The organism is Massilia haematophila (assembly GCF_042647645.1).
Classification (GTDB): Bacteria; Pseudomonadota; Gammaproteobacteria; order Burkholderiales; family Burkholderiaceae_D; genus Telluria; species Telluria haematophila.
The window spans coordinates 1,575,100-1,591,467 of the sequence record NZ_JBHRVV010000001.1 but is presented as its reverse complement, the minus strand read 5'-3'; the positions used below and the strand labels follow the sequence as shown (position 1 = coordinate 1,591,467).

Genomic DNA, 16,368 nt, shown 5'->3' with positions numbered 1-16,368 from the left:
CACCCCGCGCAGCGCGGGGTGAGCGTACCGGTACCGATCCACGCATCAATGCTTGCCCGGTTCCGGCCGTCCTGCACCGGAAGCGGTGGCGCCGCCCTGCGACGACCCCATCGCGGTCCCCTCCATGTCGCCGACGATGACCTGGGCGCGCCGGTTTTCGCTGCGGCCGGTGCGGGTGTCGTTGCTGGCGATCGGAGTGTCTTCCCCGAGCGAGCGCAGGGTGATGCGGCTGCTGTCGACGCCGCGCCGGATCAGGGCGGAGCGCACCGCCTCGGCCCTTTGCATGGCCAGCTTCTGGTTGTAGACGGGATTGCCGACGTTGTCGGTATGGCCCTCGATCACGACCATCTGCTCCGGATGGTTGCGCAGGTTGACGGCCAGTTCGTTGATCGCCTCGTTGGCCTTGCTCGGCAGCCTGGCGGAGCCGGTGCGGAAGGATGTGAGGGCCTGTTGCATCAGCTCCCTGGTCGGCCTGACGCGCCGCTCGGCGGCCGCCATTGCCACCGCCTTGTCGCGCTCGACCGCCGCCAGCTTGACGTTGTCCTCGGCGGCGCGCGCATTCGCGAGGTGTTCCGCGGTTGCCGCGCGCTGTTGGGCGACGTAGGCCAGGTGCGTGGTGGCCTTCAGGTCATGATGCTTGTTCCAGGCGGTCCTGGCCTCGTCCAGCGAGCCGTTGGCGCGGTCCAGTTCCGTGCCGGCGTACTGGGTGACGTGGGGATCGGCTCCCGCCCGCTCGACCACCTGGGTCGCATTCCCGATGGCGGTCTCCGCGGCCGCGACCTCGGATGCCGGCGGCCTGCTCGCGCAGCCCGCCGCGATCATGGCGACAAGCAGCGCGCCGCTGCTGGATCGGATTATGTGCTTCATCTTTCACCTCGACTGGTTCTGCCGCATGCGGTTCAGTTCGTCATACAGGACCTGGTTGCTCTTGGTAATTTCAGCAGCCGCGATCCTGGCCTGGGCCGAGTCGGTCTTGGCGCGCGCCAGGTTGGCGTCGACCTGCGCCTCCTCGGCCAGGCGCATCGAGTCCTTGCCGCGCCGGTGGCCGGCCGAGCTCCTTGCGCGGTCGAGCTTGTCGACCGCGGCGGACAGGTCGGCGGGGGCGACGTCGCCGGCGCCGGCGATCCGGGCCTGGTCGATCGCTTCCTGGCTGTTGGCCATCTGGTTGTTCAATACTTCGTTGGCACACCCGGACAAGGCGAGCACAGCACATGCCGCCAGGATCCGCGATGGCCGATGAAAACGATGAGCAGGCATCATGTGGTACCTCCGGGTGAAGCCGCGTTTGAAAGCGCCATGATGATCGGGAACGGGTGTTCCGTTCAATTGGACCAAAGGACCAAGAGCCTGTCCGACCTCACGGCCAGCACGATGCGCGATTCCGGCAGCCCCGGCATGGGCGGGCAGGCCCGCCTGATGCGTGCGGTAATGCCGAGGACGCAGGACGCCGCCTGGCTGCGCCGCGACAGTGGCGGTGGCGGGCGGATTGGGGGAGCCTCAGGTGGGGCCGCCCAGGTTGTCCAGCAGGCGGGCGTACAGCTCGCACAGCCGGCGCAGCTCGCCCGGATCGAAGTCGTTGCAGGTCTCGATGACCATGGCGGAGACTTCGGGGATGGCCTGCTCGGCCAGGACGCGGCCGCGTTCGCTCAATTTGATCATCACGGAACGGCGGTCGCCCGGTTTCGGAGAGCGCTCAACCAGGCCGCGCGCCACCAGTTCGTCGCAGACCCGCGTCAGGTTGGCTGGCTTTTCCTGGCAGGCTTCGCTCAGCTCCGAGGCGCTCGCGCTCTCGTCGACGCAGCCATAGAGGATCGCCAGCACGGTATAGCTCGAGTCGGTCAGGTCGTATTTCCTGACCAGCGCATTGGTCCGGTCACGGAAGGTCTTATTCAAGTGGTTGGTCATGCGTACGATCCGCATGGCATCCACGGGAAAGCCCGGCAAGCGTGCTTCGACGCGGCGCAGCCGCTGGTCGGTCAGTCCAAAGTCGCTCATCGTTGCTCCTTGTCGTGCAAACAAAGAGAAGGATTGTAGCCGCTCAGTATCAAGGGGCCGCGGCCGCATCGTTCGCGCCGTTCCCCGCGGCGGGCCCGGCTCCGGCCACACGGGCTGCGGCGGGAACGTTGCGCGGCGCCGGCAGGTTCGCGTAGTGCGCCTCGGTGATCGGATAGCTGCCGTCGGCCTTGGCTTGCTCGAGCTCGGCCAGGACGCGGTCGCGTACGGGGTCATCGACGCCTGCCGGGTTGGTCGACGCGCAGCCGGCCACCAGCGAGAGCAGCAGGGCAGGGAGCAGGATGTTCTTCATGTTGTTTGCCTTGTGGTTGGGGTTAAAGGTCTGGCGGTCCGCCATCGGTCCGCCCAGGCATATTTTATCAATGAACCTTTCGTTACTGAAATAAGGGATAGTACGCATGCTTGCTTGGCGCCATGCCTGGCAGAGCGGCGACAACGTCATCGGTCCGCGCAACCGGCGGTACAACGATCCGGTTCGTCGCGTCGAGCGACCGATGCGCTAGCGTTGGATGCAGCGTGTAGCGGGCACGGAAAGGCCAGGCCAGTGGATCGAAGCTAAGCGCAAGCGACCCAGCTTGTCGTAAAACGTAACTAACCAACTCCGGATTTCGACAAAACCAAAAACTCGACAGCCGCGAACTACGGCAACACCAACAAACCTCCAGCAACGCTTGCAGGGGTACGGGGGCGACCGGTCCGTTATCGGCATCGGCTCCGGCAACACCGATCCTGCACGCAGGCGGCGTGCAGTCGCGTTCGGCTAAAACGTCTCGGGGGAACGGTACGGGACGGCACCGCCACTGGCCAGGAAGCATGCAGGCCACTGGCGGTGCGCAAGAGGCTTCAGTGCGCGGCCGGCTCGGTGCTGTCGGGCAGGAACCAGTTCAGCAGCACGGCGCAGATGCCGCCGGTCGCGACACCCGATTCCAGCACGTTGCGCACCGCCGCCGGCATGTGCACCAGGAATTCGGGCACCTGCGACACGCCCAGGCCCAGGGCCAGCGAGACGGCGATGATGAGCAGGGCGCGGCGGTCGAGTTGGACGCTGGCGAGGATGTTGATGCCGGCCGCGGCGACCGCGCCGAACATCACCATGGCGGCGCCGCCCAGCACCGGCTCGGGCACGGCCTGGATCACGCCGGCCACGCTCGGGAACAGGCCGAGCACGACCAGGAACAGGGCGATCCAGACGCCGATGTGGCGGCTGGCGATGCCGGTCAGCTGGATCACGCCGTTGTTCTGGGCGAAGATCGAGCTGGGGAAGGTGTTGAACACACCGGCCAGCAGCGAATTGGCGCCGTTCAGCAGCACGCCACCCTTGATCCGCTTCATCCAGACTGGGCCTTCGACCGGCTCGCGCGAGATCTTGCTGGTCGCGGTGACGTCGCCGATCGCTTCCAGCGAGGTGACCAGGTAGATCACGATCATCGGGATGAACAGCGACCACGAGAAATCGAGGCCGAAGTGCAGCGGCACCGGCACCTGGAAGGCCGGGGCCTCGCGCATGCCGGTGAAGTCCAGGCGGCCCAGCCAGCCGGCCAGCGCATAGCCGACCGCCAGCGCGATCACGATGGCGCTGCTGCGCAGCCAGACCACGCGGGTGCGGTTCAGGATCACGATGATGGCCAGGACCAGGCCCGACAGCAGCAAATTCTCGCCGTTGGCGAAGCTGCCGTTGGCCATGGCGCCGAAGCCGCCGCCCATGCTGATCAGGCCGACCTTGATCAGGGTGAGGCCGATCATCAGCACCACGATGCCGGTGACCAGGGGCGTGATCATGCGCTTTACGAAAGGCAGGATGCGCGACACGCCCATCTCGACAAAGGAGCCGGCCACCACCACGCCGAAGATCGCGGCCATCACCGCTTCCACCGGCGTGCCCTGCTTGACCATCAGCGAGCCGCCGGCGATCAGCGGGCCGACGAAGTTGAAGCTGGTGCCCTGCACGATCAGCAGGCCCGCGCCGAGCGGGCCGAAGCGGCGGCACTGGACGAAGGTGGCGATGCCCGAGATCACCAACGACATCGAGACGATCAGGTTGGTGTCGCGCGCCGAGACGCCGAGGGCCTGGCAGATCAGGAGGCCGGGCGTGACGATCGGGACGATGATCGCAAGCAGGTGCTGGAGCGCGGCGAGCATCCCGACCAGGGGGCCGGGGCGGTCTTCGAGACCGAGGACGAGTTCGGTCGGCGCTTGGGAGGAAGGGGTGGCGGAGGCCGAGGTGGAGGCGGAGGCGGAGGCGGAGGCGGGCAGCTTGGGTTGGGTAGTCATGCGCGGGCACCGGGCAAAAACGCGATTTTACAGCGAGCCGTTGCAGCTGCGTATTTTTCGTTTCTAAATCGACGGCGTGCACGCCGGCGAAATCGCGTTGGTACAAGCACCACCGGCACAACCGGCTGTTGTTTTATGCGTGCATCATGAAATGGTGCCGGCCTCTTCCAAAAAGGAATGGAATCACTAGAATCAGGCGTTATCACCCACGAGAACAGACCGGCATGTCCACCATCGACCTCTTACCCCTGAACGATGCCGATGCACCGGCGCCCGTGGCGGAAACCGCTAAACAGCCGCCTTTGCTGGATCTGGTACACAAGCGCCGCGCTGCGCTGCGTGACCCCGCGAACGCCGGGGCGGCACAGGGCCACGGACTGGTCGGGTTGGCCTTGTCGGGCGGCGGCGTGCGTTCGGCGTCGTTTTGCGCGGGCGTTCTTGCCGGCCTCCAGAAGGAAGAAAAACTGCGGCAGGTCGATATCGTATCCACGGTATCGGGCGGCGGTTACGTCCCCTTGTCGCTGATGGCGAACAGCGGGCGGCGCAAACCGGAACGCGCCCTGAAGGGGCATAACCTGTATCGCATGATCACCCACAATCTTGCGCGGTTCAATAGCCTGAAAAGTACTGCGCTGGTGCGCTCGGGAATCGGCCTTGTCTGGGGCGTGCTGGTGTTCATGTCGATCGTGATGTTGGGCAGTGCGCTGATCAGCGCAATGACGAAGGATTTCTCGAATGTGCCATTGGTCGGCATGCTCATTGTCGAGATCGGCCTGGTCGGGCTGTCACTCCTGTTCCGTGCGGTCGCGAAAACGAAGTGGGCAAAGTCAGCCTTCTACCATTACAACGACGTTCTTGTGCAATCGCTCTTTGCCGTGAACGTCATGCTGGCTGCGCGATTTTTCCAGGTACAACACTGGTATTTCATGTACGCCGTCGGCGCCATCGTCTTGGCCTTGCTGGCGCAGCAGAACAATCCGCGCAAGCGCTGGGTGCTGTATTCGGTTCGCGGCGCCTTGGCGGCATTGCTCGGCAACGGGCGAGCGGTGCTGGTCGCAAGCTGCGTGCTGCTGATCTCGACCATGGCTTTCCTCGAGTTTCACGGCGCGGTCATCGCGCCGCACGTCGAGCCTGGCTCGGGCGTGTACATAATCGGGATCTTCGCCGCGATTTCCGTCCTGATTTTTTGGATACTCACACGCAGCAATGCATGGTCGATGCTCAAGCCGTATCAGCGCTACCTCGATGCGCTGATTCCAGGGAAGCGCAGCGCGAGCAGCCGGTTCGCCGACGCCCACACGCACGCGCCGTGGTTTCCGATCTGCGTCGCGAATATCTCCATCCTGTCGAAAGGCACTTACCGCCACGCGTCGATCTCGCCTGTGGGCGTGGAACTGCCCAATGCGCGGCTATACACCTGGGACAAGGTCGACGGCGAGGAATTGACGACCTGTCGCGGCGCGATGGCGCTGTCGGGCGCTGCGATCGACGTCGGCATTACCGCTTCACGGCTCCGCCGCTACCTCCTGACGACGTTCGGGGTGAACACTGGCATCTGGCTGCGATCGGACCGGAATGGTCGCTTGTCGAGCAATAAGGGACCGTTGCGGCTGGTCGACCTGATGCTGGCGTTCGACGACGGCCTGTCGGACCTGGATGCGCTATACATGAAAGCATCCGACGGCGGCCATTTCGAGAATACGGGTATCTACTTCCTGCTCAAGTCGCGTGCAACAACCATCTACAGCTTCGACGTCTCCTATGATCCTGACGATACCGGCGAATCGCTCCGTGTGTTGCGCACGCGTGCGCGCCAGGATTTCGGCATCGACATCGCATTGGCGCGGGAAGCGGCGTGCGTATCGGAGTTCGACATCCTTTATCGCGATGGACTAAAGGGTAAGCTCTATTATGTCAGGCACAGCCGGGTTCCGACCCTGGCGACGAACTGGGCCAAAGACGTATCGGCGAGCTTTCCTCACGACTCCACATTCAACCAGTTCCTCTCCGCCGATCTATTCGACGTCTACTACGAGCTCGGAGAACCCGCGGCAGCGAAGATGCTCGCTTATGTGAGACCGCGCGACGAATAGCGGCCGCGGCCTCGCCGCTTGCGCGAAGCGTGCCGCCATGCGCGGCACGTCTTCCTTACCGGATCCTGCGGGCTCGGCCGCCCGCGTCACCGCTCAGTCGGCGCGAGCCACTCCGTTCGCCGCGCGCCGTGCCTCCAGCCAGTCGAAGATCGCCGGCCAGATGCGCGCGTGCGCGCTGCGGCCGACCAGCACCCCAACGTGCTGCAGGTTGACGCCGATGTCGCCGCCGTATTCGAGCAGCAGCTTGGCCGGGCTCGATGCCGCGTCGTGGAAGGGAAGCACGGCCTGCGGCGGAATCACCTTGCTGCGCGGGTCGGCGACGCTCACCAAGGGGCTGCGCAGGTCGGCCGGGCCGATGCTGCGGTCGCCGATGACCAGCTCACCCTGCATGAATTCGTCGTTGCGGTAGAGCGATTCGACCAGGTCCACGAACAGGCGGTCCGGCAGCGGGAACTCGTCGTGGGTCCAGCGCTCGACCCGCATGTGGGTGGCCAGCGCCTGCGGCTGGCCCATCGACATGCAGCGGTCGAGCATGCGCTCCCACTGGAAGGCATGGGGCTCGGCCATCGCGCTCATCATGTTCAGGAACACGCCCGGCACCTGGCCGAAGGTGTCGGCGATCTTGCGCGCATCGGGCGTGGACTTGATCAGCGGCGAGAAGCAGCAGGTGCTCGGCTCGAAATGCAGCGGGGCCTCGAGCAGCACTGTGGCACGCACGGCGTCCGGGTGCATGCAGCTGTGGATGGCGGCCAGGATGCCGCCCAGCGAGTGGCCGGCGATGACGACCCCGTCTTCGCCGCAGTCGGCCGCAATCGCCTGGCGCGCCTGGCGCAGCAGGCGGTCGCCGTAGTCGGCCAGGCCGAAGTCGAGCGCGGCGTCGTCCAGCGGCACCCATTCGGCCAGGTAGACCCGGTAGCCGCGTTCGAGCCAGCGCTGCACGACGCTGATCTCGGGCGCCAGGTCCCAGATGTAGGAGCGCTTGATGGGCGCCGGCACCAGCAGCACGGTCGGGCCTGCGCCGGCGGCGCCGTAGCGGCGCAACTGCATGCCGGGCTCGGTGTGCAGGATGGTGGAGGCGGTTTCTTGCGGGCCGTAGCCGGCGCGCTCGTACATCTGGCCGCGCGCCTGGCGCGAGCGGTCCATGTTCTTCAGGGCCATTGCCCCAAGTGCAGAAAAACTTCCCCAGTTCGTTGCGTGCATGGCGTCCTCGTCGTGTAAAGGTGGCAGCACTCTACGCCACCGGCGGCGTGCTTCCAACCCTGTTCCGGATGAACGGCGCCTTCCTTTGCGGCGTGCCAAACCGTGCCCGCCGCAGGCCGGTCCGCTTGTCAATATCAGGTCTTGCAGGCTGCGCTGCCGGCAGCGCTTTCTTCCGGCGCGGCGTCGGGCCCAGCGTCCGCGCCGATCCCGCGCAGTCCGCGCGCCAGGCTCGACATGCTCGGGTTGTCGACGAACACGCAGCGCTTGCCGGTGCGCTTGCAGTATTCCTTCACGCGCCAATAGGCGCCGTGGCTGATGCAGCCGGTCTGGCAGATCACCAGGTCGGCCGCGGCCAGGCTGGCCTCGAGCTGGCGGCTGCCGTCTTCCAGCCCGCCGTCATGGTGGGCGAACTGGGCGCCGACGCCTTCGATCATGCGGCGGTAGAACGGCAGGTTGCCGCTGCGTCCGCCGACGCACAGCACGCTGCGGTTGACCAGGTGGATCGGGATTACCGGCGCAGCCGTGGCAGCCGCGGCCGCCGCAGGTGGAGCGGCCTGGGTGGCGTGAATCGCCAGGGGAGCGGTGGACGGCGCGGGAACCTCGGCGGCTTGCGGCGCTGCATCCTGGCGTGCCGCCTTCAGTGCGGCGATCCGGGTCCGCAGCGCCTGTTCGCGCAGTTCCATCCGCGCCAGCCGGTTCGCCAGGCGCTTGCGGCTGTCCAGTTCGGGAATCTCGGCGCGCAGCCGGGCGAGGTCGCCGTGCAGCCTGGCGATCTCGGTGTCCTTGCCGATGGCGGCGGCGCGCGCGCCCATCAGTTCGCGCGCGTGACGGTCCGCTTCGCGCTCCTTTTCCTGCATCAAGGCGTTGCAGCGCGCCTGCGCGCGCGCCAGTTCCGCTTCCAGGCGGGCCTTGTCGGCCAGCGCGGCCTTGTACTTGCCGATGTCGGCGCGGGCGCAGGCGCCGGCCTGGTGCTGGACCATGTGGATGTCGCGGCACATCTTTTCTTCCAGCGCCGGCATGCAGGCCGGGTGGCTCAATCCGGCCCAGAAGGCGCCGGCGACGTCGCCGGCCGCGACCGCCGCATCCCACAGCGCCGCCACCTCGGCGGTGCTCCTGGCGCTGCGGAAGCGGAACACGACCGCGGCATAGCGGCGGTCGAGCTCCTTCTGGATGGCCTCGGCCAGGCGGTTGCGGTGGCCGCAGTCGTTCACCGCGCCGACGTGCACCTCGTAGTCGTCGTGCAGCAGCGCGCCGCCTGCGGCTTTCTCGGCCAGGCGCCGCAGCAGGGCCAGCGGCAGGCCGACTCCGACTAGCGGGCAATGGCAGTTGCGGGGCAGTTCCCACAGCCTGCGGCGGCGCGAGCCTTGTCTACCGGGGATGGCCAGCCCGGCCGGGCCGGGCGAAGAATGTTTGTCGCACATACGCTTCCTTTGCGTGAACGGTTGCCGGTGTACGTGATGCAGCGAGCGGCGGCACGCCCAGGTAGGGACGAATTGCCGTCGATGCGAATGATTCTCATTACAGTGTACACGGGATCGCCATGCGTGCAAACACCTTCCGTCTCGCGGCCGGCGAGTCGGCAGAGGGCGGCGCAAGGCCGCCCGGAGCGGGCTTAAGCCTTGGCTTGCCGTTTCTGGGCCTCGGTAATGGTCCAGAAATAGATCGTGCGCCCGTCGACGGTGGCGGTCTTGTCCGCAGGCCACTCGTTGCCCATGTCAAAGGCGTGCGAAACCACGCGCGAACCCACCTTCAACTGCTGCCACAGTCGGGGGCGCAGCTTGACGTTGATGGTCGGCAGCAGGTAGAGCGAGACCACGGAGGCCTTCGAGAGGTCGGTCTCGAACAGGTTGGCCTGCCTGAACTCCACCTGCTTCTCGACCCCGGCCTTGCGTGCATTCTCCTTGGCCTCGGCGATGCGCTCGGGATCGATGTCGATGCCGGTGCCGCGGGCGCCGAACTGGCTGGCGGCGGTGACGACGATGCGGCCGTCGCCGCAGCCCAGGTCGAACAGGACGTCGTTCTTGCCGACCTTGGCCAGCGCCAGCATCCGGTCGACGACGGCCTGGGGCGTCGGCACATAGGGCACGTCGAGCGTCGGCTTGTCGGCAACCGGCTGGGCCAGCAGGGAAGGTGCGGGCAAGAGGCCAAGTCCGGTCGCGGTGGCGCCCAGGAGCAGAACCTGGCGCCGGCTGGTGGGGGAATTCATCGGGATTCTCCTTAGGTGGTCAGGGCGTGGTCGAGACGGGTTCAGGGTGACGGGGTGGCGTCCGGTTCCTGGCGGCCGCGCAGCAGCGGCAACAGCAGCAGGCCGAAGCCGAGCACGGCCACGCCGATCCAGGCCGCGTTCAGTCCGCCGAGCGACTGGCTGAACACGTAGGACAGGCTGGACCAGAGCATCCAGGCGCAGCTGGCGCAAAACAGCAGCGGCAGCAAGGGATACAGGGGCACCTTGAACGGACGCGGCAGGCTGGGCTCGCGCCGGCGCAGTACGAACAGCGAGGCGCCGGCAAGCAGGAAGAACAGCCAGAACACGGGCGCGGTGAATTCGACCATGGCCTTGAAGCCGCTGCCGACGGCGCTGCCGACGCCGACCAGCACCAGCGCTGCGATGCCCTGCACCAGCATGGCGGCGGCCGGCGAATCGCGCTCGCCGTCCCAGCGCCCGAGGCGACACAGGCGCGGCCAGTCGCAGCCCATGGCGTAGCCGGTGCGGGCGCCGACGATCATGGTGGCGTTGATCGAGGTCAGGGCGGAGACGGCGACCAGCAGCGCGATCACGGTTTCGCCGGCCGGGCCGACGGTGGCGCGCATCACGTCCGCGGCGAGCGCCTCGGACGCGGCCATGCCGTCCAGCCCAAGCACGTGCCAGCAGGCCCAGGTGACGAGCAGGTAGAGCCCGGTGATGATGAGGATCGACAGGGTCAGGGCCTTGACCATGCAGCGGCGCCCGTCGCGCACCTCGGCGCTGATGTAGGCAGCCTCGTTCCAGCCGCCGTAGGTGAGCAGGACGAAGACCATCGCCATGCCGTAGTTTGCGCTGTGCGCGGCTGCCTCGCCGCCGGTGCCGGTCGGGGTCGCTATCGCGGACGCTGGCGCTGCGGGCGCCGGATCGGCCAGGAAGGCGGCGGCGCCCGCAATCAGCAGCAGGCCGCCGACCTCGAGCAGCGTGAGCCAGCCCTGGGTCGCGGCGCCGGTGCGGATGCCGCGCAGGTTGAGCAGGGTGAGCACGGCGATGACGGCGCAGGCATACAGGGTGGCGCCGGTGCCGCGCGCCAGGCCCGGGAACGGCAGGGCCTGCTGCAGGTAGTCGCCGAACACGAAGCCGAGCAGGGCGATCGAGCCGGTGGTGATGACGGAAAAGCGCGCCCAGCCGAACAGGAAGGCCACGGTGCGGCCGTAGGCGCGCTGCAGGAAGTGGTAGTCGCCGCCGGCATGCGGATACGCGGTGGTGAGCTCGGCATAACAGAGGGCGCCGACCAGCGAGACCAGGCCACCGAGCGCCCACAGCGCGAACATCGCGGTGGCGTTGCCGCTCATGGAGGCGACGATCGCGGGGGCCTTGAAGATGCCGGCGCCGATGACGACGCCGACGATCAGGGCGACCGCCGCGCGCAGGCCGAGCGTCGGCCGCGGGCGGGCTTCGCCTGGAGGTGCTGCGATGCGTACCGCTTCATGTGGGTCCATGGCAACGACGCTCGACAAAGGAGGTTCGACCACATCGGGCACGCCGGGTTCGCATCTTGCCGGGCCGGAATGCGTGCGGTTCCGGGCGGCGCCGTCCTGTTCGACGGCCGGCCCAGTATGCCACGCGCTGTCCTCGCGTCCGTTTGGGCGCGGGCCGTGGCGCGGGATTTTCTAGACCCGCATGGCGCGAGCGTCGCAGGACCGCAACGCTCGCCTGCGTTACGTTCTTACGCGTCGCCGGCCGGCAAGGCGGCGACGATGCGCTCGGCGAGTTCGCGCAGCCGGCCGGTGTCCGCGGGGACGCCGGCGTGCGGCTTGAGAGGAATGTCCGCATGGCGCGGGACGATGTGGAAGTGCACGTGGGGCACGGTCTGGCCCGCGGCGCTGCCGTTGAACTGGGCGATCATGACGCCCGGCGCCTCCATTGCGGCCTTCACCGCGGCGGCGACCCGTTTCGTGGTGCGGATGCAGGCGGCGCTTTCCTCGGACAGCGCGAAGATCTCGGCGGCGGCTTCCTTCGGGATCACCAGGACGTGGCCATCGGCCTGGGGCATGATGTCCATGATCGCGATGGTGGCTTCGTCCTCGTAGACCCGGATCGAAGGCAGTTCGCCGCGCAGGATGCGGGCGAAGGGGTTGTTCGTGTCATAGCTCGTCGCTTGCATGCCGATCTTTCGTTGTGGAGTGGGACGCAAACGATACCATCCGCGCCGTGGCACGTCCAAATCAGAACCTGCCGCGCCCGACCAGGTGGGCGTGGAACAGCTCGCGCTCGGCGCCGGGCGGTGCTGGGTAGCCGATCTTGCCGGCGACGATGTGGGCGACCGGCAGGCCGTCGCGGAACAGGATGCGGTTGCCGCCCAGCGCCGGCACCTTGTCGCCAGGCAGCAGGGTGCCGCAGAGGTTCAGCGGATCGATCCCGGACAGGCAGACCAGCGCCCCGTCGTGCGGGCGGCGCCGCACTTCGCGCAGCAGGGGAATCGCCTCCGGCAGCGCGAACTGCTCACCCGAGAAGCCGGCAACGAAGCGCCCGCCGCGGATCTCGCCGCGCGCTTCGAGCCGGTGGTAGACCGGCAGCAGCTCGCGCCAGGACGGCAGCCAGGGCGCCTCGCGCTCGAGCAGGCGCCAGAACATCACGCCGTAGCGGCGCAGCAGGGTCAGGGCGACGTATTCGAGCGTCTCCGCGGGCAGCCGGCGCCGGCGCGGCGGGTTCGCGTCCTGCGCCGGCGGGGCGTCCGCATCGTTCGCACCTGCGCGCCGCACCAGCGCCCAGCGCCCGGCTTCCTCCATGCTCGGGCCGGCGCCGCGGCGGCGCTTGCGGTCCATGCTGGCGCGTTTCGCCACCGGCTGCAGCATCGCGCGCATGCCGGCGAAGCTGTCGGCATTGACCAGGCCCAGGCTCACCAGTTCGCCCAGCGCGTTCTCCAGTTCCACCGGCAACATGCGCACCTCGTGCACCAGTTCGTCGAAGAACAGGGCGCCGTGGCGGCGCAGCACATCCAGCACCACGGCCGCGCGTGGCGACACTTCCGGCGCACCGGCATCCTGGGGCAGCGCATGCCAGAGCGCGGTCCGGCGCCGCGGCAGCAGCACGATCGGGGTCGAGCGCACCGGGCCGCCGGCCACCGAGCGGGGCGCATCGATCCGGGTCCAGACCAGCTTGCCGGCGCGGCACAGGTCGTCCAGCCAGAGGATGGAATAGTCCGGCATGCGCAGCGCCAGCAGGTCCGGTTCCCAGGAACCGGCCGGCGCCGGGTAGCCTTCGAGCAGGGCCAGCAGCTGGGGCAGCGCTTCCTGGCCCTGCCACTGGGTGTCGGGCGTCAGGTGCTGCCAGTCGAACAGGAAGCGCATGAAGTCCTGCAATTCGACCGGCTCGATCTCGCGCCGCAGGCGCTTGATGGTGTAGCGGTGGATGCGCGCCAGCAGGTGGCGTTCGCACCACTCCTCGTCAGGCGCGCCCGGCGTGAAGCGCCCCCGCATGACATAACCTTCGCTTTCCAGCGCGGCCAGGGCGATGGCGACGGCGCCGGCCGGCAGGGACAGGCCGGCTGCGATGGCGGCGAGCGGACGCGGCCCGCTGCCCGACAGCCGGGCGCGCACCAGTTCCACCAGGGCGCTGTCGACCGTCCAGGGCTCGCCCTCGTTGCCGCGGTGGCTGTCGGGCGCCTCCAGCGGCGGCGCGATGGCGGCATCGGGATAGACCGCCCGCAGGCAGTCGAGGCGTTCGAGCGCGACCCAGAGATCCGCGCCGCCCTGAATGCGCATGCGCGTCGCGCGCCCGCCGGCCGCCAGGTGCGCCAGCCAGTCCGGCCAGCCCTCCTGGCCTTGCGCCTCGCCTTCGGTGACGCAGCCCAGCGCGACCAGCGCTTCCTGCACTTCGTCGGCGCTGCGGGCGCGCGGCCAGGCCTCCTCGGCCACGGCAGCGATCGCATCGGCATCCAGCGCGCCAAGGTCGTCGGGCGAGGCGGGATCGCTCCAGCGCCGGTTCAGCACCGCCTGGGTGCGGCGCTCTTCGAGCGGCGCGTCGTCGAGGAAGGCGTAGGGCCGCGCATTCAGGATCTCGGCCGCCAGCGGCGACGGCGCCGGCAGGTCGCGCGCCAGCAGGCGCACTTCGCCCGCCTCCATGCGCCGCAGCAGCGCCAGCCAGCCCTCGCTGTCCATGGCGTCGTGCAGGCAGTCGTCCAGGGTCTGGTCGACCAGCGGGTGGCTGGGCAGCTCGCGTTCGCCGACGATGTTTTCCAGGCAGGCCGCCTGGTCGGGAAACACCGAGGCCAGCAAGTCGTCGCTCTTCATGCGCTGCAGCTGGGGCGCGACCTTGCGCCCGCCGGCAAAGCGCGGCAGGGCTAGCGCCGTGGTCGCGTTCCAGCGCCAGCGCACGTTGAACACCGGGGCGTCGAGCAGGGCCTGCACCAGGATGGATTCGGCCGTGTTCGCGCGCAGGTAGCGCCAGACCTCGTCCAGCGGAAAACTGTGGCTGGTCGACAGCGACAGGATGATCGCGTCCTCGGTGGCGGCGGCCTGCAGCTCGAAGTTGAAGCTGCGGCAGAAGCGCTTGCGCAGCGCCAGGCCCCAGGCGCGGTTGATGCGGCTGCCGAAGGGGCTGTGCAGTACCAGCTGCATGCCGCCGGATTCGTCGAAGAAGCGTTCCATCACCAGCGTATCCTGGGTCGGTAGGGCGCCCAGCGCGCTGCGCGCGCGGGCCAGGTAGTCGACGATCTGCGACGCGGCGTCTTCCTTCAGGCCGAGATGCTCGGCCAGCCAGTCCAGCGCCCGGTCCAGCGGTGCACCGTCGTTCGCCCCGGCCAACTGGCACTCGACCTCGGCGCGCAGGCGCGCCACGCCGGTGGACAATTCGTCGCTGCGTCCCGGCGCCTCGCCATGCCAGAACGGGATATTGGGCGCGGCGCCGTGGGCGTCCTCGACCCGGACCTTGCCCGATTCGACCTTCATGATGCGGTAGGATGTGTTCCCCAGCTGGAACACGTCGCCGGCCAGGCTCTCGACCGCGAAGTCCTCGTTGACGCTGCCCACCGACAGCCCCTGCGGTTCGAGCAGCACGGTGTAGTCGGCATTCTCGGGGATGGTGCCGCCCGAGGTCACGGCCGCCAGCTTGCCGCCGCGCCGGCCGCGCAGCGAGCGCGTCGCCGCGTCGCGGTGGATGTAGGCGCCGCGCACGCCCGCGCGCGTGGTGTAGCCCTCGGCCAGCATGCGCAGCAGGGCGTCGAAGCTTTCCCGTTCGAGCCCGGCGTAGGGCCGGGCGCGCCGCACCAGGTCGAACAGGTCGTCCTCGGCCCACTCGCGGCAGGCCACTTCGGCCACGATCTGCTGGGCCAGCACGTCGAGCGGCGCGCGCGGGATGCGCAGGGCATCGAGTTCGCCGCGCCGCACGCAGTCGAGCAGGGCGGCGCATTCGACCAGGTCGTCGCGCGAGGTCGGGAACAGGCGGCCCTTCGGCGTGCCGCCGACGAAGTGGCCGGAGCGGCCGACGCGCTGCAGGAAGGCCGCGATGTTGCGGGGCGAGCCGACCTGGCAGACCAGGTCGACGTCGCCGATGTCGATCCCCAGTTCCAACGAGGCGGTGGCGATCAGCGCCTGCAGTTCGCCGCGCTTGAGGCGCTGTTCGGCGTCGAGCCGGTATTCCTTGGCCAGGCTGCCGTGGTGGGCGGCCACGTGGCCGGCGCCGAGGCGCTCGCCCAGGTGGCGTGCCAGGCGTTCGGCCATGCGCCGGGTGTTGACGAAGATGAGGGTGGTCCGGTGCAGCACCACCAGTTCGGCCATGCGGTCGTAGACGCGCTCCCAGACGTCGTTCGGCATCACCGCCTCCAGCGGCACCGGCGGCAGTTCCAGCGCCAGGTCGCGGGCGCGCACGTGGCCGACGTCGACCACGGCGCAGGATGCACCGGCGCCGACGAGGAAGTCGGCGACGCTGGAAATCGGTTTCTGGGTGGCCGACAGGCCAATCCGCACCGGGGCCGGGTTGCCATGCTGTGCGCATAGCGCATCCAGCCGCTCCAGGCTCAATGTCAGGTGGCTGCCGCGCTTGCTGCCGGCCACCGCGTGAATCTCGTCCACGATCACGGTGCGCACGGTAGCGAGCATGGCGCGCCCGCTGTCCGAGCCGAGCAGCACATACAGCGACTCCGGGGTGGAGACCAGGATGTGCGGCGGCCGGCGGCGCATGGCGTTGCGTTCGGCGGTGGTGGTGTCGCCGGTGCGCACGGCGCTGCGGATGCCGTGCGCCGGGAGGTTCATCGCGGCGAGCTGGCGGTCGATACCCGCCAGCGGTCCTTCGAGGTTGACCCGGATGTCGTTCGACAGGGCCTTCAGCGGCGAGACGTAGAGCACCCGGGTCTCGTCCGGTAGCGGGCCGTCGGTGCTGGTGCGCACCAGGGCGTCGATCGCGGCCAGGAAAGCGGTCAGGGTCTTGCCCGAGCCGGTCGGCGCGGCGACCAGGGGGGCGCGGCCGGACTGGATCAACGGCCAGGCGCGCAGCTGGGCCTCGGTGGCGCCGGAGAAGCTGGCGGCGAACCAGGCGGCGACCGCCGGATGGAAGTCGTGGCGCAGGCTGGCGGGAAGGGCGAGATCGTTCATGCGTGACAGATGGGGT

12 protein-coding genes are annotated in these 16,368 nt (G+C 68.5%); 1 reads left to right on the top strand and 11 read right to left on the bottom strand.

The features are described 5' to 3' along the window. Positions 1–45: 45 nt before the first annotated feature. From ACFOPH_RS07160 to ACFOPH_RS07140, 5 genes are all read right to left on the bottom strand, one after another. Positions 46–867 (bottom strand): OmpA family protein, encoded by an 822-nt coding sequence (locus ACFOPH_RS07160; protein ID WP_379734426.1) that lies wholly within the window; start codon positions 865–867, stop codon positions 46–48. Positions 868–870: 3 nt separating this feature from the next. Beyond that, positions 871–1,173: a DUF4398 domain-containing protein gene (locus ACFOPH_RS07155; RefSeq protein ID WP_379734424.1), complete on the bottom strand. Its 303-nt coding sequence runs from the start codon at positions 1,171–1,173 to the stop codon at positions 871–873. A 324-nt stretch (positions 1,174–1,497) separates the two neighbouring features. Further along, positions 1,498–1,995 carry a MarR family winged helix-turn-helix transcriptional regulator gene (locus tag ACFOPH_RS07150; protein WP_379734422.1) on the bottom strand — a complete coding sequence of 166 codons (498 nt, stop codon included), beginning with the start codon at positions 1,993–1,995 and terminating at the stop codon, positions 1,498–1,500. Between the two features lie 49 nt (positions 1,996–2,044). Further along, positions 2,045–2,305 carry a hypothetical protein gene (locus ACFOPH_RS07145; RefSeq protein WP_379734420.1) on the bottom strand — a complete coding sequence of 87 codons (261 nt, stop codon included), beginning with the start codon at positions 2,303–2,305 and terminating at the stop codon, positions 2,045–2,047. A 551-nt stretch (positions 2,306–2,856) separates the two neighbouring features. Then, entirely contained in the window at positions 2,857–4,284 is a 1,428-nt protein-coding gene (locus tag ACFOPH_RS07140; protein WP_379734418.1) for a nucleobase:cation symporter-2 family protein, read from the bottom strand. Positions 4,285–4,508: 224 nt separating this feature from the next. Between ACFOPH_RS07140 and ACFOPH_RS07135 the strand changes: the two genes are divergently transcribed. Next, positions 4,509–6,377: a hypothetical protein gene (locus ACFOPH_RS07135; protein ID WP_379734416.1), complete on the top strand. Its 1,869-nt coding sequence runs from the start codon at positions 4,509–4,511 to the stop codon at positions 6,375–6,377. A 93-nt stretch (positions 6,378–6,470) separates the two neighbouring features. Here ACFOPH_RS07135 and ACFOPH_RS07130 read toward each other — a convergent pair whose 3' ends face one another. From ACFOPH_RS07130 to ACFOPH_RS07105, 6 genes are all read right to left on the bottom strand, one after another. Further along, positions 6,471–7,577, bottom strand: coding sequence for an alpha/beta hydrolase (locus ACFOPH_RS07130; RefSeq protein WP_379734414.1), 1,107 nt, complete (start codon positions 7,575–7,577; stop codon positions 6,471–6,473). Between the two features lie 134 nt (positions 7,578–7,711). After that, positions 7,712–8,998 carry a DUF2325 domain-containing protein gene (locus tag ACFOPH_RS07125; RefSeq protein WP_379734412.1) on the bottom strand — a complete coding sequence of 429 codons (1,287 nt, stop codon included), beginning with the start codon at positions 8,996–8,998 and terminating at the stop codon, positions 7,712–7,714. 191 nt (positions 8,999–9,189) lie between these two features. Next, positions 9,190–9,783 carry an SAM-dependent methyltransferase gene (locus ACFOPH_RS07120; RefSeq protein ID WP_379734410.1) on the bottom strand — a complete coding sequence of 198 codons (594 nt, stop codon included), beginning with the start codon at positions 9,781–9,783 and terminating at the stop codon, positions 9,190–9,192. Between the two features lie 41 nt (positions 9,784–9,824). After that, the gene (locus ACFOPH_RS07115) at positions 9,825–11,261 is read right to left on the bottom strand and encodes an APC family permease (RefSeq protein ID WP_379734408.1); all 1,437 of its coding nucleotides are present in this window, start codon (positions 11,259–11,261) and stop codon (positions 9,825–9,827) included. 227 nt (positions 11,262–11,488) lie between these two features. Beyond that, complete coding sequence (locus ACFOPH_RS07110; RefSeq protein WP_379734406.1) at positions 11,489–11,926, bottom strand: HIT family protein; 438 nt, start codon at positions 11,924–11,926, stop codon at positions 11,489–11,491. 61 nt (positions 11,927–11,987) lie between these two features. After that, positions 11,988–16,352 carry an Lhr family helicase gene (locus tag ACFOPH_RS07105; RefSeq protein WP_379734404.1) on the bottom strand — a complete coding sequence of 1,455 codons (4,365 nt, stop codon included), beginning with the start codon at positions 16,350–16,352 and terminating at the stop codon, positions 11,988–11,990. Positions 16,353–16,368: the final 16 nt, after the last annotated feature.